The sequence below is a fragment of the Streptomyces adelaidensis genome, from assembly GCF_016598475.1.
Taxonomy (GTDB): Bacteria; Actinomycetota; Actinomycetes; order Streptomycetales; family Streptomycetaceae; genus Streptomyces; species Streptomyces adelaidensis.
This window is the reverse complement of sequence record NZ_JAEMUX010000120.1, coordinates 1-20,220: the sequence shown is the minus strand read 5'-3', so window position 1 is coordinate 20,220 and position 20,220 is coordinate 1. Positions and strand designations below refer to the sequence as shown.

The window sequence follows — 20,220 nt, the reverse complement described above, 5'->3', positions numbered from 1 at the left end:
CGACCGCAGAATGCTTGCGGTCGGCCTAAGGCCCCTCAGGACCCGCGGTTGTTCGGGGTGACCGGGACGGTCGGAAGGTCCGACGGTCAGAAGGTCAGACGGACGGCAGTCCGAGCCAGACGTCGCTGTACTTGAGGGCGGCGAGGATCAGGCCGAAGACGCCGAGCGAGACACCCGCCCAGGCGACCGACTTGATCCAGACCGGCTGCGGCTTGCCCGGGACGCCGAACGCCGGCCGGACGAGGACCACGACGCCGACGAGCAGCGCCAGCAGCGCGAAGACGCCGCTCCACAGGGCGGTGGCCTGCCAGGCGTTGCCGTAGACCGCTTCCAGCTGGGTGGCGACGGTCGCGTTCGTCGCGGCCTGCATCTCCAGGTTGCCGGTGATCTGTTCGCGCTCGGCGGCCACCGTGCCGACCCAGCTGCCGGACAGCGCGATGGTGGCGAGCGCGGCGGACACGATGGCGCCGGCGCCCTGGCCCACTCCGGACGACTCCTTCACCTGGAGTTCGGGCAGGTCGTAGCCGTCCTCCAGCAGTTCGCCGTCGGTCGGCTCGGCGTCCTCGGCCGCTGCCTCGACGTCGGCCGACTCCACCTCGGCCGGCTCCGTTTCGGACTTGGTCACATCCACCTTGTCCTCGTTCTTCCTGGCCTCGGCGCCCGTCTCGGCCCCGGTCTCGTCAGCTGTCTTGGTTCCCATACCTCGCACCGTACGAATGTTGTCTGAGAGGTTGCTTAATGATCGTTGTGAGCGCCGTCGGCGCGTGCCGCACGCCATTCGGGCGCCAGGACGGACCATATCTCCAGGTCGTGCCTGACACCCCGGTGGGGATATCTCTCGCGTTGCACGCCGTCGCGGGACATGCCCAGCCGCCGGGCCACGTTGAGGCTCGGCTCGTTCCCCGAGGCCGCCATCCACTCGACGCGGTGGATGCCGCGGACGTCGACGGCCCAGTCGAGGAGGATCCGCATCGCACGGGTGACCAGGCCCCGCCCGGTGCCGGCGGGTTCCAGCCAGCAGCCGACCTCGCAGTTGGCGTTCTCCGCGTCGAAGTTGAGGAAGAGGACCCCGCCGACAAGCCTGCCGTCGAGCCAGATGCCGTGCAGAAAGCCGGTGTCGGCGGCGCGCATGTCGGCGTACCGCTGGAGGACCGCGCGGGCGCCCGGGACATCCGTGGCGGTCGAACCGAAGGGCACGTACTGGTTGATGAAGTCGCGCCCCCCTTCCAGATGCGCGAGGAACTCCTCGGCGTGCCAGGGCTCCAGGGGCCGCAGTTCGGCTCCGTCGTCACCCAGGGATATCGCGTACATCCGGCTGTCGCTCCTTCGCCCGTACATCCGTCGCGTCGGCGTCCCGCACCGGTATCTCCCCAGCGTCCCCCGCCAGCACGTCCGCCGCCTCGGCGTCCGTCGCGGCGGCCAGCCTCTCATGGGCGGCGCGGGACTCGGGCGGTTCGATGCTGATGCGGGGCAGCAGGCGGTCGAGGCGGCGAGGCAGCCACCAGTTGGCGCCGCCGAGCAGATGCATCAGCGCGGGGACGAGGAGGGTGCGCAGGACGAAGGCGTCAAGGGCGACGGCGGCGGCCAGCGCGATGCCGAACATGGCGATCACGCGGTCGCCGCTGAGCACGAAGGCGAGGAAGACGGAGATCATGATGACCGCCGCCGAGTTGATCACCCGGCTGGTCTCGGCGAGGCCGACGCGGACCGCGCGGCGGTTGTCGCCGGTCTCCAGCCACTCCTCGTACATCCTGCTGACCAGGAAGACCTGGTAGTCCATGGAGAGCCCGAAGAGGACCGACACCATGATCACGGGGAGGAAGGGCTCGATCGGCCCGGCCCGGCCGAGGCCCAGCAACTCACTCCCCCAGCCCCACTGGAAGATCGCCACGACCACGCCGAAGGCGGCGGCGACGGCGGCCACGTTCATCGCGGCGGCCTTGAGCGGTATCCCGATGGACCGGAAGGCGAGCAGGAGCAGCAGACAGCCGAGGCCGATGACGACGCCCACGAAGAGGGGCAGCTTGCCGACGATGACGTCCGCGAAGTCGTCGTATCCGGCGGTCACCCCGCCGACGTGCAGGTCGAGCGTGGTGCCGGTCTCGGCGCGCGGCAGCACCTTGCCGCGCAGTCGTTCGACCAGCTCGCTGGTCCTCGCGGACTGCGGGGAGGACTCCGGTACCACGGTGAGGTACGCGGTGCCACCGCCGCTGTCGTACGTCACCGGAGTGACCGTCGAGACGCCCTCGGTGGCCCTGAGCGTGGTGTCGAGGTTGTCGAGCGCGAGCTTGTCGGCGGCGCCGTGCACCTCGGTGACGAGGGTCAGCGGGCCGTTGACGCCGGGTCCGAAGCCGTCGGCGAGGAGGTCGTACGCCTGGCGCGTGGTGGTCGCCTTCGGGTCGTTGCCCTGGTCGGAGGTGCCCAGGCGCAGCCCGAGCGTGGGCAGCGCGAGCAGGGCCATCACGACGAGGGCGATCGCGCCGAGCTTCTTGGGGTGCTTCTGGACGAAGGCGGACCAGCGGGCAGCGAAGCCGGTGGGCAGCTCGGGCTCGGGGCCGTGCTCGGCGAGCCGGCGGCGCTCACGGCGGCTCAGCGCCCGCATGCCGATGAACGACAGCAGGGCCGGCAGCAGCGTCACGGAGGCGGCGACGGTGAGGACCACGGTGAGGGAGGCGGCGATCGCGACGCCGTTGAGGAAGCCGAGCCGCAGGATCAGCATGCCGAGCAGGGCTATGCAGACCGTGGCGCCCGCGAACACGACGGCCCGTCCGGTGGTCGCGACCGCGTTCCGCGCGGCCTCCTCGACACAGAGCCCCCGCTTCAGCCCGCGCCGGTGCCGGGTCACGATGAACAGCGCGTAGTCGATGCCGACGCCGAGTCCGATCAGGGTGCCCAGCATGGGCGCGAAGTCGGCCACCGTCATGGCGTGCCCGAGCAGGGTGATCCCCGCGTAGGCGGTGCCCACACTGACCAGGGCGGTGGCGATCGGCAGCAGACTGGCGGCGAGCGAGCCGAACGCCAGGAAGAGGACGACGGCGGCCACGAGCACGCCGACGATCTCGGCGAGATGCCCGCCGGAGGTCTCGGTGAGCCCGATCGCGGTGCCGCCCAGCTCCACCTGGAGCCCGCCGCTCTCGGCGGCCTTCGCGGTGTCGACGACCGCCTCGGCCTGCGCCTGCTCCACGTCCTCGGCCGGCTTCTCGAAGGTGACGGTGGCGTACGCCGTACGGCCGTCCTCACTGACCCGGCCGCCGTCGGCGCCGTCGTACGGGTCGGTCACGGCGGCGACGCCCGGCAGCTCGGCGATCTCGTCGAGGGTCCGGGTCATCGTCTGCTCGACGGCGGCGGCCCGCACGGAGCCGTCGCCGGTGTGCCAGACGACGGTGGCGCTGTCACCGCTGACGCCCGGGAAGCCCTCGCTCAGGAGTTCGGTGGCGCGGCTGGACTCGGTTCCGGGCGTCCCGTAGTCGTTCGAGTAGGCGGCTCCCGCGACGGCGGCGCCGGCGGCCGTGCCGCCGAAGGCGAGAAGCCACAGAAGTACGGCGACGAGACGGTGCCGGACACACCAGCGCGCTAGGGCTGCCACAGATCGTGCTCCTGGGGGATTTTGGGATCTTTGGCCGTGTTCAGCCGCGTACGGAACTGAACAGCACGTAAAGAACGCATGAGCAATACCTGATCACTGTTGCACCCTGAAGTGATCCTTTGGCCCCTTTGAGGGTCTCCTCACATGGGATGGGAGCCAACTCACAGGACAGTCGGCGCCCCTCTGTCGCCCTGCGCGCCCCTGCCGTGCGCTGCCGTGCACACGCCCGAGGGCGGCACATCGCGATGATGTGCCGCCCTCAGGGATACGCGGTGGGGCCGCTGGTCGTTCAGCCCTCGCTGACGCCCAGCTTCTCCAGGATCAGTTCCTTGACGCGGGCCGCGTCGGCCTGGCCGCGGGTGGCCTTCATGACCGCGCCGACCAGGGCGCCGGCCGCGGCGACCTTGCCACCGCGGATCTTGTCCGCGATGCCCGGGTTGCCGGCGATGGCCTCCTCGACGGCGGTGGTCAGGGCGCCCTCGTCGGAGACGACCTTCAGACCGCGCTTGTCGACGACCTCGTCCGGGGTGCCTTCACCCGCGAGGACACCCTCGATGACCTGACGGGCCAGCTTGTCGTTCAGATCGCCGGAGGTGACCAGCGCGGTGACCCGGGCCACCTGCTCCGGCGTGATCGCCAGCCCGTCGAGCGAGGTGCCCGACTCGTTGGCGCTGCGGGCCAGCTCGCCCATCCACCACTTGCGGGCGGAGGCGGCGTCGGCCCCGGCCTCGATGGTGGCGACGATGAGGTCCAGCGCACCGGCGTTGGTGATCGACTGCATGTCGGTGGCGCCGATGCCCCACTCCTCGAGCAGCCGGTTGCGGCGCACCCGCGGCAGCTCCGGAAGCCCGCCCCGCAGTTCCTCGACCCACTCGCGCGAGGGGGCCACCGGCACCAGGTCCGGCTCGGGGAAGTACCGGTAGTCCTCGGCCTCCTCCTTCACACGGCCCGAGGTCGTGGACCCCGTGTCCTCGTGGAAGTGCCGGGTCTCCTGGATGATCGTGCCGCCGTCGTTGAGCACGGCCGCGTGCCGCTGGATCTCGAAGCGGGCCGCGCGCTCCACGGACCGCAGCGAGTTGACGTTCTTCGTCTCGCTCCTTGTGCCGAACTTCTCACGGCCGTGCGGGCGCAGCGACAGGTTCACGTCGCAGCGCATCTGGCCCATCTCCATACGGGCCTCGGAGACGCCGAGCGCCTTGATGACCTCGCGCAGCTCACGGACGTACGCCTTGGCGACCTCCGGCGCGCGCTCCCCCGCCCCCTCGATCGGCTTGGTGACGATCTCGATGAGCGGGATGCCGGCGCGGTTGTAGTCGAGCAGCGAGTGCGAGGCGCCGTGGATGCGGCCGGTGGCACCGCCGACGTGCGTCGACTTGCCGGTGTCCTCCTCCATGTGGGCACGCTCGATATCCACGCGGAAGATCTCGCCGTCCTCCAGCTGTACGTCGAGGTAGCCGTTGAAGGCGATCGGCTCGTCGTACTGGGAGGTCTGGAAGTTCTTCGGCATGTCCGGATAGAAGTAGTTCTTCCGGGCGAAGCGGCACCACTCGGCGATCTCGCAGTTCAGCGCGAGACCGATCTTGATCGCGGACTCGACGCCGATCGAGTTGACGACCGGGAGCGCGCCGGGCAGGCCGAGGCAGGTGGGGCAGGTCTGCGTGTTGGCGTCCCTACCGAGTTCGGTCGAGCAGCCGCAGAACATCTTGGTCCTGGTGCCGAGTTCGACATGGACCTCAAGGCCCATGACGGGGTCGTAGGTCGCCAGCGCGTCCTCGTACGACACCAGGTCGGTCGTGGTGGTCACGGTGAAACTTCCCTCTCAGCCCAGCAGGACGTCGTCGTCGCCCAGCCGCTTCAGTTCGCGGTACAGGATGGCGAGGCCGGTGACGATGCCGACGGCGGCCACGGTGGCGTCGAGCAGCCGCAGCGTGTCCTCGTCGGCACGGGCCTTCTTGATCCGCTTCGCGACGCCCCACGCGCCGAAGGCGGTGGTGGCGATGGACACGTACGTACCGGACTTGGACTTGTGGAAGTCCTTGGCCTTGGACAGTGCGTTGCTCACAACGACGGAGCCTCCTCCAGGAGCGGGTGCCCCCACTTTTCCACGAAGGCGGCCTCGACGGCGGCGCCGACCTTGTACAGGCGGTCGTCCTTCAGGGCCGGGGCGATGATCTGCAGTCCGACGGGCAGCCCGTCCTCCGGCGCGAGGCCGCAGGGCAGGGACATCGCGGAGTTGCCCGCGAGGTTGGTCGGGATGGTGCACAGGTCCGCGAGGTACATCGCCATCGGGTCGTCGGCGCGCTCGCCGATCGGGAAGGCGGTGGTCGGCGTCGTCGGGGAGACGATGACGTCGACCTTCTCGAACGACTTCTCGAAGTCGCGGGTGATGAGCGTACGGACCTTCTGGGCGCTGCCGTAGTACGCGTCGTAGTAGCCGGAGCTGAGCGCGTACGTGCCGAGCATGATGCGGCGCTTGACCTCGGGGCCGAAGCCCGCCTCACGGGTGAGGGAGGTGACGTCCTCGGCGGAGCGGGTGCCGTCGTCGCCGGTACGCAGGCCGTAGCGCAGCCCGTCGAAGCGGGCCAGGTTGCTCGAACACTCGCTCGGCGCGATCAGGTAGTACGCGGCCAGCGCCAGGTCGAACGACGGGCAGTCCAGCTCGACGATCTCGGCGCCCAGCTCCTTCAGCAGCGCGACCGACTCGTCGAAGCGCTGGAGCACACCGGCCTGGTAGCCCTCGCCGCGGAACTGCTTGACGACACCGACGCGCATGCCCTCGACGCTGCCGTTGCGGGCGGCCTCGACGACCGGGGGGACCGGGGCGTCGATGGAGGTGGAGTCGAGCGGGTCGTGCCCGGCGATGACCTCGTGCAGCAGCGCCGCGTCCAGGACCGTACGGGCGCAGGGCCCGCCCTGGTCGAGGGAGGACGAGAAGGCGACCATGCCGTACCGGGAGACCGCCCCGTACGTCGGCTTCACACCGACCGTGCCGGTGACGGCGGCCGGCTGGCGGATGGAACCGCCGGTGTCGGTGCCGATGGCGAGGGGCGCCTGGTAGGAGGCGAGGGAGGCGGAGGAACCGCCGCCGGAGCCGCCCGGGATACGGGTCAGGTCCCACGGGTTGCCGGTCGGGCCGTACGCGCTGTTCTCGGTGGAGGACCCCATGGCGAACTCGTCCATGTTGGTCTTGCCGAGGATGACGACGTCCGCGTCCTTGAGCCGCTTGGTGAGGGTGGCGTCGTAGGGCGGGATCCAGCCTTCGAGGATCTTCGATCCGACGGTGGTGGGAATCCCGACCGTGGTGAAGATGTCCTTGAGCGCGAGCGGAACACCGGCGAGCGGGCCGAGCTTCTCGCCCCGCTCCCGCTTCTCGTCGACGGCGCGGGCCTGGGCGAGGGCGCCCTCGCGGTCGACGTGCAGGAAGGCGTGCACCTTCTCGTCGACGGCCTCGATCCGGGCCAGGTGGGCCTCGGTGACCTGTACGGCGGTGAGTTCACCGGAAGCGATCTTCGCGGCGATCTCCGCCGCGGTGAGCTTGATGATGATGCTGTCGGTCATGACGTGATCAGTCCTCCCCCAGGATCTGCGGCACCTTGAAACGCTGCTGCTCCTGGGCCGGGGCGGCGGAAAGCGCCTGCTCGGGGGTGAGCGACGGACGGACCTCGTCCGCGCGCATGACGTTCGTCAGCGGCAGCGGGTGCGAGGTCGGCGGTACGTCTTGGTCGGCGACCTCGCTGACGCGGGCGACCGCGCCGATGATGTCGTCCAGCTGGCCCGCGAAGTGTTCGAGTTCTTCGGGCTTCAGCTCCAGACGCGCCAGCCGGGCGAGGTGGGCGACCTCCTCGCGCGTGATGCCAGGCATGCGTCGATCCTCTGGGGTGAGTGTGAGTGGGCTGGGGCCAATCCTATGGGGCGCGTGCGGGTGGCCGTGCACGGGTTCTTCGCCCCAGCCGCCCCTACCCGTCCCGTCCCCAGGGGCTGCGCCCCTTCGACCCCGTGGGGTTGTCAGTCGTCTGCGGGTTGTGTGTGGTTGCTCGCGCAGTTCCCACCGGACCCGCACCCGAAAACCGGGGACGAGTGCCACTACTCATCCGCCGTCGCCGCAGGCAACGCCGCGGTCGGCCGCTGCCAGCCTCGGGACCCGCGCGCCCGCAACCACGCCGTGGTCTCGTCCGGCGGCATCGCGGCGGCGACGAGCCAGCCCTGTACGGCGTCACAGCCGAGGTCCCGCAACCGCTCCCACGTCTCGTCGTCCTCGACGCCCTCCGCGACGACGAGGAGGCCCAGGGAATGGGCGAGGTCGACGGTGCAGCGCACGATCTCCGCGTCCTCGTTGTCGATGGCCAGCCGCGCCACGAACGACCGGTCGATCTTCAGCTCACTCACCGGCAGCCGCCGCAGATGGACGAGCGACGAATACCCCGTCCCGAAGTCGTCGAGGGACATTTTCACGCCGTGCCCGGTCAGCCCGGCGAGAGTGTCCGCGGCCCGCTGCGGGTCCTCCAGCAGCACGTGCTCCGTTATCTCCAGCTGCAACGACCCCGCGGGGACCCCGTGGCGGGCGAGCCGTGCGGCCACCGCTCCCGCGAAGCCGGGGGTGTGGACGTCGCGGGGCGACACGTTCACGGCGACCGGCACATGCAGCCCCTGGGCCCGCCACCGCGCCACCTGCCCGAGCGCGGTGTCCAGGACGTACTCGGTGAGATGCGGCATCAGTCCGGAGGACTCGGCGATCGCTATGAACTCGTCCGGCGGCACCTTCCCCCGCTCAGGATGCACCCACCGCACCAGCGCCTCAAGGCCGGCGACCTGCCCGTCGAAGCGGACCTTCGGCTGGTAGTGCAGCTCGACCTCTTTCGCGTCGAGCGCGCGCCGCAGGTCGCCGAGGAGTCCGAGCCGGTCCGGGGTGTTCGAGTCCCGCTTGGACTCGTAGACCTCGACCCCCGTACGGTCCCGCTTGGCCTGGTACATCGCCACGTCCGCCCGCCGCAGCAGCCCCTCCGCGTCGAGCGCGTGGTCGGGGAAGACGGCGAGCCCGGCGCTGGCCTCCAGGACGAGGGTGAGCCCGTCGAGGTCGAGCGGTGAGCCGAGCGCGGCGACCAGGTTGCGGGCGACGCGCGACGCGGATGTCGTGGAGTCGGCGATGGGCAGCAGGACGGCGAACTCGTCGCCGCCGAGCCGCGCGACCTCCGCTCCGCGCGGCAGTGCGACGCGCAGCCGGTCCGCTATCTGCAACAGCAGCCGGTCGCCCGCGAGATGCCCGAGCGTGTCATTGACGGACCTGAAGCGGTCGAGGTCGATCAGCATCAGTGCCGACCGCGCGCCGATGCGTTCGGCGTCGTCCAGGGCGGTCCAGGTACGTTCGAGGAGCCACTGACGGTTCGGCAGCCCGGTGAGTGGGTCGCGCAGCTGCTCCTCGGCCCGGGCCCGGGCTATCCATAGGGTGGAGTCGAGCGCGACGAGGGGAATGGCGAAGAGGGGCAGCAGCAGCGGCTGGGCGATGGCGACGACGCAGACGAGCGGGGCGATGCCGAGCAGCGCGACGGCGACGAGCCCCTGTCTGACCAGGGCCGTGCGCGCGACGGTGGGGACACCGTTGCCGCGCGGCGCGGTCAGATACCAGAGCAGGACGCGGGTGACCACGAGATAGGCGATGGCGACGAGCGCCACCTGGGGGGCCGAGTAGACGGTCCAGTGCTCCGGGTCCCAGGGCCGCTCCACCGAGGGGACGCGGCCGAAGACCCTCAGGACGAGCGCGCCGACACCGATGCCGAGGATGTCGACCGCGCCGTGCAGCACGCCCTGCCGCCAGCGGCCCCGGCGGGCGATGCCGACGAGGACGACGACGGTGAGGCTGACCATCCCGGCGGGCACCCAGCCGTACAGCAGCAGGACGGCGAGGGTGAGGGCGGCGCCGGAGCCGGTGCCGCCCCACCAGCGGGCGCGGCCCATGGCGACGAGATGGCCGACGATGATGCCGGTGAGCAGGGCGAGGGACCAGCCGGCCGCTCCGGACGGGAAGAGCGCGTGGTGTCCGGTGAACGCCCGGTAGAAGCCGGCGCCCAGGATGGCGCCGGCGAGGCCCACGATCACGGCGGGCAGCGCGGGCCAGGACATGTGCCGTTCGGTGTCGTGGCCGGGCAGTCCGTGGCCTCGGCCCTCACCGAGTGCGCTGGTGATGGCCGGGACGGCGCCCGCGCCCGTGCCGAGCGAGGCGGCGGTGAGCTGTGCCGGGCCCGGCGCGAGGGAGGTGTGTGCGTTCGCACCGGCACGGCCCGGCGGTCGTCCCGCTCCGTTGCGAGGCTTCGCGCCCGTCTCCTGACCGGGGCCCCGCTCTCGGCTTCCCTCGAACGGGTGTCCCCCCAAGAGCAGGGACCGTCCCCATCGCCAGGCCCCGGACACCCGGCGCAGACGCAGCCGTGAGTCCGGGGCGACGCTCTCGGTCGGTTCCATTCCCGTCCCTCTCACAGCCGGCGGTGCCCGCGCCACGCGGCCCGTTGCTCCCGACAACCCTCAACGGCACCGCGTCCGAAAACCCACCACGCGTCCGGGCACGGCAGGCGTACACCTCAACAGTAGGCCGCACAAGGCTTCTACGGGCAGCAGTCGACGGCGGTTGCCCGAATGCGACCGGCCACCCGTATGCATCTGGTATGCGCCGAACGGGTGGCCTTCAACCCCTACTCCTCGATCGGAAGCGCGACTTCCGCCGCCGCGTCCGGTCCTTGTTCGAGCAGGACGGCGAATCCGTCCTCGTTCAGCACGGGCACCTTGAGCTGCATCGCCTTGTCGAGCTTCGAGCCCGGATTCTCACCGACCACGACGAATGAGGTCTTCTTCGAAACCGACCCGGTCACCTTCGCGCCCCGGCTCTGCAGCGCCTCCTTGGCCCCGTCCCGTGTGTGGTGTTCGAGCGTGCCGGTCACGACGACGGTCAGCCCTTCGAGGGGGCGGGGGCCTTCGTCCTCGCCCGAGCGTTCTTCCTCGAGGCGGACGCCGGCGGCCTTCCACTTGCGAAGAATCTCCTGGTGCCAGTCCACCGCGAACCACTCTTTGAGGGAGGCGGCGATGATCGGACCGACGCCGTCGGTGGCGGCGAGCTGCTCCTGCGTGGCCTGCACGATGCGGTCGATGGAGCGGAACTCGCGCGCGAGCGCCTCGGCGGCCACCGGCCCGACATGGCGGATCGACAGTCCGGTGAGGATGCGGGCGAGCGGCCGCTCCTTGGCCGCCTGGATGTGCTCCAGCATCGCGACCGCGTTCTTCTTCGGCGCGCCCTCCTGGTTGGCGAAGACCGTGGCGATCTTCTCCTCGCCGGTCTTCGGGTCGCGCTTGGGCAGTCCGCTGTCCTGGTCGAGGACGTACGCCTTGATGGGCAGCAGCTGTTCGATGGTGAGGTCGAAGAGGTCGCCCTCGTCGAGGAGCGGCGGCTCGGACGGCTCCAGCGGCTTGGTGAGCGCGGCGGCCGCGACGTATCCGAAGTTCTCGATGTCGAGGCACTTACGGCCGGCGAGATAGAACAGCCGCTCGCGCAACTGGGCGGGGCAGGTACGGGAGTTGGGGCAGCGCAGGTCGACGTCGCCCTCCTTGGCCGGCGCGAGCGGCGTACCGCACTCCGGGCACTCGGCGGGCATCACGAACTCGCGCTCGCTGCCGTCCCGCAGGTCGACGACGGGTCCGAGGATCTCCGGGATGACGTCTCCGGCCTTGCGCAGCACCACGGTGTCGCCGATGAGGACGCCCTTGGCCTTGACCACGTCCTGGTTGTGCAGGGTGGCGAACTCGACCTCCGAGCCGGCGACCGTGACCGGCTCGACCTGGGCGTACGGCGTCACCCGGCCCGTACGGCCCACCCCCACACGGATGTTGACGAGCTTGGTGTTGACCTCCTCCGGGGCGTACTTGTACGCGATGGCCCAGCGCGGGGCGCGGGAGGTGGAGCCGAGGCGGCCCTGCAGGGGGATCTCGTCGAGCTTGACGACCGCGCCGTCGATCTCGTGCTCCACGGAGTGGCGGTTCTCGCCGTAGTACGCGATGAACTCCCGTACGCCGTCGAGGTCGTCGACCACCCTGTTGTGCCGGGCGGTGGGCAGGCCCCAGGACTTGAGCAGGTCGTAGGCCTGGGAGAGGCGGGTGAGGCCGTCGAAGCCCGCGAGGGCGCCGATGCCGTGCACGACCATGTGGAGGGGGCGGGTGGCGGTGACGCGCGGGTCCTTCTGGCGCAGTGAACCGGCCGCCGCGTTGCGCGGGTTGGCGAAGGGCTTGTCGCCGGCGTCCAGCAGGCGGGCATTGAGCTCCGCGAACTTGGCCATCGGGAAGTAGACCTCGCCGCGGATCTCCACTAGGTCCGGGACCTTGTCGCCCGTCAACCGGTCCGGGATCTCGGCGATCGTCCGGACGTTCGGCGTGATGTCCTCGCCGGTGCGGCCGTCACCGCGGGTCGCCGCGCGCGTGAGCCGGCCGTGCTCGTACGTGAGGTTGACGGCGAGGCCGTCGACCTTCAGCTCGCACAGCAGGTGGTAGTCGGTGGTGCCGACGTCCTTGGCGACGCGCTCGGCCCAGGCCGCCAACTCCTCGTCGGTGAAGGCGTTGTCGAGCGAGAGCATGCGCTCGCTGTGCTGGACGGCCGTGAACTCCGTCTCGTACGCGCCCGCGACCTTCTGGGTCGGCGAGTCGGGCGTGCGCAGCTCGGGGTACTCCTCCTCCATGCCTTCGAGGGTGCGCAGGAGGCGGTCGAACTCCGCGTCGCTGACGACGGGAGCGTCCTTCACGTAGTACCGGAAGCGGTGCTCCTCGATCTGTTCGGCGAGCCGCGCGTGCTTCTCGCGTGCCTCGGCGGGTACCGATGCCTCGGCGGGTACGGATGTTGCGATCGAGGCAGTCTGTGCGTCCTTGTCGCCGGCCACCGTGTTGTCCTCCCGTTACTCTGGGTTGTCCGCGAGCGATCTCGCCGCCTTGACGCAGTGGGCGAGCGCCCGGCGCGCGTACGCCGGGGAGACCCCCGCGAGCCCGCACGTCGGAGTGACCGTGACCGCCTCCGCGAGAAGCCCCGGATGCAGCCCCAGCCTGCGCCACAGCGTCCTGACACCCATGACGCTACCGGCAGGGTCTGACAATGGGCTCTCCGTGGTCGGCACGACACCGGCCAGCAGCTTCGTGCCTCCTTCCACCGCTTCCCCGATCGCGTCGTCGTCACGCTCGGTGAGCAGCGAGAAGTCGAAGGAGATGGCGGTGGCGCCGGTTCGGCGCAGGAGCGCGAAGGGTACGTCGGGGGCGCAGGAGTGCACGACGACGGGGCCGTTCTCCGGGCTGTGCACTCCGATGATGTCCCGCAGGGTGGCCTCGATGAGCTGGCGGTCCACGGCGCGGTGGGTGCGGTAGCCGCTCGCTGTCTTCACCTGGCCGCGCAGGACGGCGATGAGGGACGGCTCGTCGAGTTGGAGCACGAGTTGGGCTCCGGGGATGCGGCGCCGTACCTCGGCGAGGTGCTGGCGCAGTCCCTCCGCCAGCGAGCCGGCGAGGTCGCGGCAGGCGCCCGGGTCGGAGAGCGCGACCTCTCCGTTCCTCAGCTCCAGGGCCGCGGCGAGGGTCCACGGGCCGACGGCCTGTACCTTCAGCGGGCCTTCGTAGCCCTGGGTGAACTCCTCCAGCGCGTCCAGGTCCTCGCCCAGCCATGACCTCGCCCGCTTGGTGTCGCGGCCGGGGCGGTCGCCGATGCGCCAGCCGCTGGGCTCCACGCGGGCGTACAGCTCGACCAGGATTCCGGCGGTTCTGCCGATCATGTCCGCGCCTGGGCCTCTGGCGGGTAGTTCGGGGAGGTGTGCCATGCCTGCCTCCGGCCATTCGAATGTGCCGGTGACCGTCTTGGCGGTCTCGCGGGCGTCGCCGCCGGGCATCGAGCCGATGCCGGTGGCTGCGCCGAAGCTGAAGTTTTCTTCCACGGGTGAAGCGTACGTATGCGTTTGAGGGGTGCGTGCCGGGTGCGTTGGCCGGTGCGGGTGCGTCGTGGTTGCTCGCGCAGTTCCCCGCGCCCCCGAAAGCGAAAAGCACGGGGTGCGGCCCCTGCTTTTCAGGGGCGCGGGGAAATGCGCGACAAGCCTCCACCGGACCCGCAGCCGACATCGGCCGGGTCAGTGGCCCGGGCGGACCGTCAGGTCGTTGACCTCCGCGTCCCGGGGCAGATCGACCGCCATGAGGATCGTGGTCGCCACGGACTCCGGGGCGATCCACTTCGACGGGTCGTACTCTTTGCCCTCCTGCTGGTGGACCTTGGCCTGCATGGGGCTGGCGGTGCGGCCGGGGTAGACGGACGTGACGCGGACGCCGTGGCCGTGTTCCTCCCAGCGGAGCGAGTCCGCCAGGGCCTTCAGGCCGTGTTTGGAGGCGGCGTAGGCGGACCAGTCGGCGTGGGCGTTGAGGCCGGCGCCGGAGTTGACGAAGACCACGTGGCCGCGGGCGGCGCGGAGTTGGGGCAGGAAGTGGCGGGTCAGCTCGGCGGGGGCGACGAGATTGACGTTGAGCTGGTGGCGCCAGGCCTTGGGCGTCAGCTCGCCGACCGGGCCGAGGTCGACCACGCCGGCGATGTGCAGCAAGGAGTCCACCCGGTCGGGCAGGCTCTGGTGGGAGAAGGCCCAGGACAGCTTGTCCGGGTCGGCCAGGTCGCCGACCAGCGTCCTCGCCCCCGGGAACGCCGCCGCCAGCTCCTTCGCCCGCCCCGCGTCGCGCGCGTGCAGCACGAGGTCGTCCCCGCGTTCGTGAAGGCGGCGGGCGACGGCCGCGCCGATACCGGAACCCGCCCCGGTGATCACATGAGTAGCCATGCCGTCATGCTCGCATCACCCGCCGGGCTCAGGCGACGCCCCGGCTCTCCTCCAGGTACGCCATCGCCCCCACCGGCTCCTCCGCGAAGAAGACCAGGTCGGTGAGGGGCCGGGGCAGGAAGCCCTCGTCCTCCATGCGCCGGAACTGCTCTTTCAGGCCGTCGTAGAAGCCCTCGGTGTTGAGGAGGACGACCGGCTTGTCGGTGTGGCCGTGCTTCTTCAGCTCCAGGATCTCGGTCGCCTCGTCGAGCGTGCCGGTCCCGCCGACCATGATGACGACGGCGTCGGCCTTCTCCAGGAGCAGCCGCTTGCGCTCGGCGAGGTCACGCGCGATCACCATCTCGTCGGCGCCGGGCCGCGTCCTGGCCGCCAGGAACTCGACCGAGACGCCCAGCAGTCTGCCGCCCGCCGCCTGCACGCCGTCCGCGACCACCTTCATCAGCCCGACGTCGGAGCCACCCCACACCAGCGTGTGCCCGCCCTTGCCGATCAGCTTGGCGAAGTCCCGCGCGGGGCGCGTGTAGCGGTCGGCGAGGTCGGCGGCGGAGAGGAAGACGCAGATGTTCATGGGTCCACGTTAGGGGGCGGCACCGACATCACGACCCTCGTGTCCCTTCTCCGCGCTCACCCCGAACACTCACCCGGATCTTCGACTGGGCGTGCGGGAGTTCCTCCCAGTCGTCCATGAAGCGGGCGGACAGGCCGTGTTTCCGGGCCAGTCCGATCAGGGTCTCGGTCCGGTAGTAGAAGTCCTCGTGGAGCACCTGGTGTTCCGTGCCCTCGGTGCGGCCGAAGGTGAAGTCGAAGAAGCCGCCGGGGGCGAGGACGCGGCCGACGTGTTCGAGGCACTGCTCCACGACGTACGTCGGGGAGTGGGAGAACACGCTGTGCGCGTGGACGACGTCGAAGTGGCCGTCGGGGAGGAAGGAGAAGGACAGGTCGGCGACGAGCGTCAGATAGGGGAGTTTGGATTGCAAACCCTCTCGTACGAGGGTGCGCTGGGCCTCCATGAGGATGGCCGGTGAGATGTCGATCCCGTAGTAGTGCCCGGTGTCCAGGTGGTCGATGAACAGGCGCCCGGCCCGCAGGTTCCCGCAGCCGATCTCCAGTATCCGGTGGTGCGGCTGGAGACCGTGCCCTACGAGGTAGTCGAACTGCATCCGGCCGAGGCGTTCCCACTTCTCGACGGACGGGTTGTGCCCGACGGCGGCCTCCGGACTGCGTGCCGTGTCGGCGGCCATCACGGCCCGGTAGTACTCGATGTGATCACGGTGCCTGAGCTGCAGCCAGGTGTCCCGCGCCACCCGCCGGGCGTGCGCGGGCACGTGTTTCGGGTGGCGGAGCGCGTGGCGGACCCGGTGAGTGAGACTGCGACGGTTCCTGGACGGGCCACCGGGCGCGCCCGTGGACGCGCTCATGGACGGGTTCCCGTCCCTTCCGGCCGGATCTGCGGCTGTCATGGCGGCCTCCTGCGTCCTCCTTGAAGGACCCACCAGCAGCCTGCGCCGTATTCGAAGAGATCGCTACCCAGGGAAGGACGACCGTGGCCGTGTGGCACCGCTTCACCATCGGTCATGGCACCAAACTTGACCAGCGAGTGGTTCGTCCTACTTGACCCTCCCCCGCCAAAGCCGCGGTTCTTCCTCGGCGAACCGCTTCTCTCGCTGGTCGACATCTGACAGTACGAGCCGCATCTCCCGACGGAAGGCAGGCCCGTGGCCCGGCTGTCTGAGGTGACACAGTTCGTGTACCAGCACCAGGTCCACAAGCGGTGGTGGAAGCTGCATGACGGCCCAGTGCACGGCGATCGTGCCGTTCGGTCCACACGCGCCCCAGCGGTCGGCGAGGTCGGCGATCTCGACGTCATTCGACGCCACGCCCACGCGGAGTTCCAGGGAGGGCATACGAGCACGTGCCCAGTCACGGCCGCATTCTGTGTACCAGGCGGCAATGCGCCGGGCGCCTTCGCCGGAATCGCAAGGCTCGGGAAGCTCCAGCCAGCCCCGGTGCAGCCGCACTCGCCGTTCGGGGTCCGCCGGTACCGGTCTAAGTCGGTACCGACGTCCCAGATACGCGAAGCTGGTGCCACCCACGAGTTCCTTGACCGGCTCCGCCGGACGGTCCGCACGCCGTCGGATCTCCTCCGCGAGACGTGGCAACCGTTTCCGTACGGCGGCAGCGACCGCCAGGGGGTCGGCGTCCGCAGGAACCGCGAAACGCACCTCACCGTCATGGGTGATCTCGATGCCGAGCGAGCGGCGTCGTGGGCGCACATCGACGCGCCACCGCCACCCCTGGGGCAGCGGTAGCTCGGCGATGACCTGGTGGACGGTTGTGCTCACCGGCCATTCCTACCACCCGGTACCGACAGCGCCCTGTCCGTCTCAGGCTGCGCCACCCGGTTCATAGCGCAGGAAGTCGCCGTGCCGCTCGGCCGCCAGTTCCACTAGCAGGTTCGCCAGGGGACCGGTCACCGCCCAGTCCACGTGCAGCTCGTTCTCCAGGTAGTTGCGCAGCTCACGGCGCACCCGGTCCCGTGCCTCCGGCAGCGCCTGGAAGTTCGGCGACCGGACGAGGACGGCGATGCAGGCGGCGACGTCACGTGCCGCCTTGACGCGGTCGACGGTCTCCGGCACGACAGGCCCGTCTGCCTCTTCGTAGTCACGGCACAGCAGCCCGTACACCGGCTGCTCGGTCCACGGATCGAGATGGGCCGGCCCCGTGCCACCGCCGTTCTCCTCCGCGTCCCTGACGTCGACGGCCAGGGTCAACAGCGACACGGCGGCCTGCTCGAAGTCCTCCGCCATGCGCCGGATGACCTCTTCAAGCCGTTCGCTGAACCGTTCGTACAGCGTGCGGTCGGCGTCCAGCCGCGCGGTGAGGTGGGTCGTCAGCCGACTGGTCAGGTACGACACCCTGGCCCGCGCGTCCGGGTTGGCCAGAACGCGTTCCAGGAAGTCGGGAGCGGTGAGTTCCGCGGACGGCACGCGCTCCTCGATACCCGAGACCTTGAGGTGCCGGGCGATGAGATCGCGCACCTTTGCACCGTAGCGCCGCGGGCTGAACTGGTCCCGGCCGTCGAGGTAGCGGGCCCGGACCAGGTACTGCACTTCGCCGATGCGCTTGGCGAAGTCCTCGTACCGCAGCGCGTACGGTCTGGGCAGTACGGCGCCGAGTGCGGCCAGGAAGTCCCGTACCAGTTCGTCGAACTCGCCCCGCAGCAGCGGGTCGGCGAGGCTGGCCAGCAGGTCCTCGCGGTTCGTCTCGTCGTCGAGCGAGGCGGCTCCGAGTTCCGTGAGCAGGCCGGTGAGGGTCCGGTACCGGTCGGCCAGGAGTGCCTCGGCCGCGGCGTCCGCCTGGAGCCAGAGGCGGTCGCGGGTGGGTTGGGGTCCGGCGTGCTCCGGGTCCAGGTGGTCGAAGGAGACGTCCTCGTAGCCGAACACGGCCCGCAGATGGGCGTCTTCGTAAGCGGCCAGCGAGCGGGCCAGCTCGGGGCCCACACCGACGTAGTCCACCACCAGGCCGAACTCCTTCGCCGGGTAGGGGCGGTTGGTGCGGGCGATGCCCTGGAGGAGTCCCGCTCCGGCGAGCACCCGGTCCAGGTAGAGAACCTGCTCGGGGGGTGCGTCGAAGCCCGTGAGGAGCATGGAGTTGACGACGAGGATGCCGAGCGGCCGGGCGGTGTCGTCCGCGCGCCGCTCCCGCGACGGGATCGTCCTCGACGGACCCTCGTCCCACGGGCCGCTGCCCGGCACGCCCGGGCGCCGCGTACGCGTACGGCCGCCCGACCTGCCTTCCCAGGAACGGTCGGCGGGGGGCACGAACGGGTCGAGTGCAGGTACGCCCTTCTTGAAGCGCTCGATGTACCCGTCCTGGCGCCGCTTGTCCGTCCAGAGCTCCCAGCCGTCCTCGCCCCGCCCTTTGCTCGCCGAGATCACCGCAGCGATCTCGACGCGCGCGAGCAGGTCCCGGTAGCGGACGAGCCGGAGCAGTTCGCGCTGCTCGCCTGTCGCCGTCTCCTCGGCCTCCGGATCGTGCAGCAGGGGGCCGAGGCCATCGATCCGCGCCACGAGCCGCTTGCGGGCGTCGGTCAACTCGCGCTGGTATCGGACGGCGGCCCGCCGGGAGACCGCCACGACCTGTGCGCCGAAGCCGTCGCGCAGCGCGGTGACGGCCCAGTGCCACATCATGTGCTCGGCCTTGGCCGCGATGACCGCGGGGGACTCCAGCACCTCCATGCGGCGGCCGAACCTCCGCAGCGCCCGACGCCGCTTCTCCGGGTCGGCCGCGACGCGCTCGTCGAACCCGGCGTCGAGGCGGGCCTTGTCCAGCACCTCCAGGGACACGCTCTCGGCGGCGTAGCGCACGGGGACGACGGCGCGGTCCCGCTCGGCGTCGCGCAGCGTGTAGGTGTCGGTGAAGCCGCCGAAGATGTCCTCGGTGGTCTTGGCGGCCCGGTAGATGATCGGGGTGCCGGTAAAGCCGAGCATGGCGGCGTTCGGCAGCATGGCGCGCAGTCGTGCGTGCTGCCACGCGGTCTGGCCGCGGTGTGCCTCGTCGATCAGTACGACGATGTCGTGGCCGTCGTTCGCGACGCGGTTGTGGACGTGGTCCTGCTCGTCCGGACCCTGGGCGAGTTCTTCCTCGCGCCCTGTGTACGCGGTGTCGTCGCGGCGGGCCTTCTGGAGCATTACCAGGACGACGTCGGGCACGTCGACGGCGAGGAAACGGCGGGCCTGGCGGACATTGCGCGACCGGTAGATCCGCTCGTCGGCGGCGGCCAGACTACGGCGGATCTGCTTCTCCAGGTCGCGCCGGTCGGTGACGACGACGACCTTGTGGCCGGCCAGGTCACGGGTGCTGCGCAGGTGCCGTACAAGGAAAGCCATGGTGAGGCTCTTGCCGGAACCCTGTGTTTGCCAGGTGACACCACCACGCTGGTCGGTGTCCCTCCCGGCCGCCCGCGCCGCCTGCCGGGCACGCAGCGAGGCCGCGATCCGGTGCACGGCGCGGAACTGCTGATAGCGCCCGACGACCTTGACGGTACGCGGCCCACGCCCCGCCTGGGTGGTGAAGTCCCGTACGAGGGTGAGGAGATGGGAGGGCCGCAGCACACCCGCGACAAGGACCTCCTGCGCGGTGAGCGGCCGTCCCCCGGACGCGTCCAGCTCCGCCCGTACGTCCTCCTCGCTCGCCGGGACGTGCGTACGCCACGGCGCGAAGTGCCTCGGCTCGGACGTGACGGTGCCCAGCTCGGCGTGGTCTCCGTCGGTGGCCACGAGGACCTGGGCGAACCGCGCGAGTTCGGGTACGGCACCCTCCTCTTCCACGCCCGCATAGCCGATGACCTGCTCGACCGCCAGGTCGACGTGGATCCGGGTGTCGCGGTGCGAGGTGGCGGGGGCCTTGCACTCGACGACGCCCCAGGGCAATCCGTTGACGAAGAGGACGATGTCGGGGGTCGCGGGGGTCCAGCCCTTGCGCTCCACACGGAACTGGGAGACGACCAGCAGATCGTTTCCGCGCGGGTCGTCACCGTTCTTCCGGGCGGCCTGCTCCCAGTCGACGAGCCGTACGTGCTCCGGCATGCCTTTCGTCCAGCCGGGCAGCGTACGGGCGTTGAGCCCTTCCCTGAGCATCCGGGTGACTTCGAGGTTCCCGGACACGCCTCGGGCCGTCTGCTGGCCCTGACCGTGTCCGGTGAGCCGGTCGAGGATGTGTCCCAACTGGGCTTCGCCGAGCCAGGGGTGACCATCGGCACCGGGATTGAGGCGGGCCACGGCGTCGAAGAACCGTTTTTCGTGGAGGACTTCG

General features: G+C 70.5%; 15 protein-coding genes. All 15 read right to left on the bottom strand.

The genetic code is table 11. The annotated features are described in order from the left end of the window. Window positions 1-94 precede the first annotated feature (94 nt). Window positions 95-700: a hypothetical protein gene (locus I8N67_RS37870; RefSeq protein WP_200308831.1), complete on the bottom strand. Its 606-nt coding sequence runs from the start codon at window positions 698-700 to the stop codon at window positions 95-97. Between the two features lie 35 nt (window positions 701-735). Next, complete coding sequence (locus I8N67_RS37865; RefSeq protein ID WP_200308830.1) at window positions 736-1,311, bottom strand: GNAT family N-acetyltransferase; 576 nt, start codon at window positions 1,309-1,311, stop codon at window positions 736-738. Continuing rightward, window positions 1,289-3,586: an MMPL family transporter gene (locus I8N67_RS37860; protein WP_200308829.1), complete on the bottom strand. Its 2,298-nt coding sequence runs from the start codon at window positions 3,584-3,586 to the stop codon at window positions 1,289-1,291. Before I8N67_RS37860 ends, I8N67_RS37865 begins: the two co-directional genes overlap by 23 nt. 289 nt (window positions 3,587-3,875) lie before the next feature. After that, window positions 3,876-5,390, bottom strand: coding sequence for an Asp-tRNA(Asn)/Glu-tRNA(Gln) amidotransferase subunit GatB (gene gatB / locus I8N67_RS37855; RefSeq protein ID WP_200308828.1), 1,515 nt, complete (start codon window positions 5,388-5,390; stop codon window positions 3,876-3,878). A 15-nt stretch (window positions 5,391-5,405) separates the two neighbouring features. Then, window positions 5,406-5,648 (bottom strand): hypothetical protein, encoded by a 243-nt coding sequence (locus I8N67_RS37850; RefSeq protein ID WP_200308827.1) that lies wholly within the window; start codon window positions 5,646-5,648, stop codon window positions 5,406-5,408. Further along, complete coding sequence (gene gatA, locus I8N67_RS37845; RefSeq protein WP_200308826.1) at window positions 5,645-7,144, bottom strand: Asp-tRNA(Asn)/Glu-tRNA(Gln) amidotransferase subunit GatA; 1,500 nt, start codon at window positions 7,142-7,144, stop codon at window positions 5,645-5,647. Before gatA ends, I8N67_RS37850 begins: the two co-directional genes overlap by 4 nt. Window positions 7,145-7,151: 7 nt before the next feature. Beyond that, on the bottom strand, window positions 7,152-7,448 hold the full coding sequence (gene gatC / locus I8N67_RS37840; RefSeq protein ID WP_005480000.1) for an Asp-tRNA(Asn)/Glu-tRNA(Gln) amidotransferase subunit GatC: 297 nt from the start codon (window positions 7,446-7,448) through the stop codon (window positions 7,152-7,154). A gap of 221 nt (window positions 7,449-7,669) precedes the next feature. Then, the gene (locus I8N67_RS37835; RefSeq protein WP_200308825.1) at window positions 7,670-10,039 is read right to left on the bottom strand and encodes a putative bifunctional diguanylate cyclase/phosphodiesterase; all 2,370 of its coding nucleotides are present in this window, start codon (window positions 10,037-10,039) and stop codon (window positions 7,670-7,672) included. 227 nt (window positions 10,040-10,266) lie between these two features. Beyond that, window positions 10,267-12,492 carry an NAD-dependent DNA ligase LigA gene (ligA, locus tag I8N67_RS37830; protein ID WP_372443894.1) on the bottom strand — a complete coding sequence of 742 codons (2,226 nt, stop codon included), beginning with the start codon at window positions 12,490-12,492 and terminating at the stop codon, window positions 10,267-10,269. Between the two features lie 15 nt (window positions 12,493-12,507). Further along, window positions 12,508-13,527 carry a methionine synthase gene (locus I8N67_RS37825; RefSeq protein WP_200308824.1) on the bottom strand — a complete coding sequence of 340 codons (1,020 nt, stop codon included), beginning with the start codon at window positions 13,525-13,527 and terminating at the stop codon, window positions 12,508-12,510. Between the two features lie 189 nt (window positions 13,528-13,716). After that, complete coding sequence (locus I8N67_RS37820; protein WP_200308823.1) at window positions 13,717-14,406, bottom strand: SDR family oxidoreductase; 690 nt, start codon at window positions 14,404-14,406, stop codon at window positions 13,717-13,719. Window positions 14,407-14,434: 28 nt separating this feature from the next. Further along, window positions 14,435-14,974 (bottom strand): LOG family protein, encoded by a 540-nt coding sequence (locus I8N67_RS37815; RefSeq protein ID WP_200308822.1) that lies wholly within the window; start codon window positions 14,972-14,974, stop codon window positions 14,435-14,437. A gap of 28 nt (window positions 14,975-15,002) precedes the next feature. After that, window positions 15,003-15,824: a class I SAM-dependent methyltransferase gene (locus tag I8N67_RS37810; RefSeq protein ID WP_234046927.1), complete on the bottom strand. Its 822-nt coding sequence runs from the start codon at window positions 15,822-15,824 to the stop codon at window positions 15,003-15,005. Between the two features lie 189 nt (window positions 15,825-16,013). Further along, entirely contained in the window at window positions 16,014-16,748 is a 735-nt protein-coding gene (locus I8N67_RS37805) for a M48 family metallopeptidase (protein WP_200308820.1), read from the bottom strand. Between the two features lie 42 nt (window positions 16,749-16,790). Continuing rightward, window positions 16,791-20,220: type I restriction endonuclease subunit R (locus tag I8N67_RS37800; protein WP_200308819.1), on the bottom strand; the 3,430-nt coding region annotated here is incomplete at its 5' end.

What these genes read in the sequence shown, in the direction of transcription:
- I8N67_RS37835 (WP_200308825.1), bottom strand. Translation starts at nt 10,039, where the DNA reads ATGGAACCGACCGAGAGCGTCGCCCCGGACTCACGGCTGCGTCTGCGC.
- I8N67_RS37810 (WP_234046927.1), bottom strand. Translation starts at nt 15,824, where the DNA reads ATGAGCGCGTCCACGGGCGCGCCCGGTGGCCCGTCCAGGAACCGTCGC.
- gatA (WP_200308826.1), bottom strand. Translation starts at nt 7,144, where the DNA reads ATGACCGACAGCATCATCATCAAGCTCACCGCGGCGGAGATCGCCGCG.
- I8N67_RS37865 (WP_200308830.1), bottom strand. Translation starts at nt 1,311, where the DNA reads ATGTACGCGATATCCCTGGGTGACGACGGAGCCGAACTGCGGCCCCTG.
- gatC (WP_005480000.1), bottom strand. Translation starts at nt 7,448, where the DNA reads ATGCCTGGCATCACGCGCGAGGAGGTCGCCCACCTCGCCCGGCTGGCG.
- I8N67_RS37820 (WP_200308823.1), bottom strand. Translation starts at nt 14,406, where the DNA reads ATGGCTACTCATGTGATCACCGGGGCGGGTTCCGGTATCGGCGCGGCC.
- I8N67_RS37870 (WP_200308831.1), bottom strand. Translation starts at nt 700, where the DNA reads ATGGGAACCAAGACAGCTGACGAGACCGGGGCCGAGACGGGCGCCGAG.
- I8N67_RS37815 (WP_200308822.1), bottom strand. Translation starts at nt 14,974, where the DNA reads ATGAACATCTGCGTCTTCCTCTCCGCCGCCGACCTCGCCGACCGCTAC.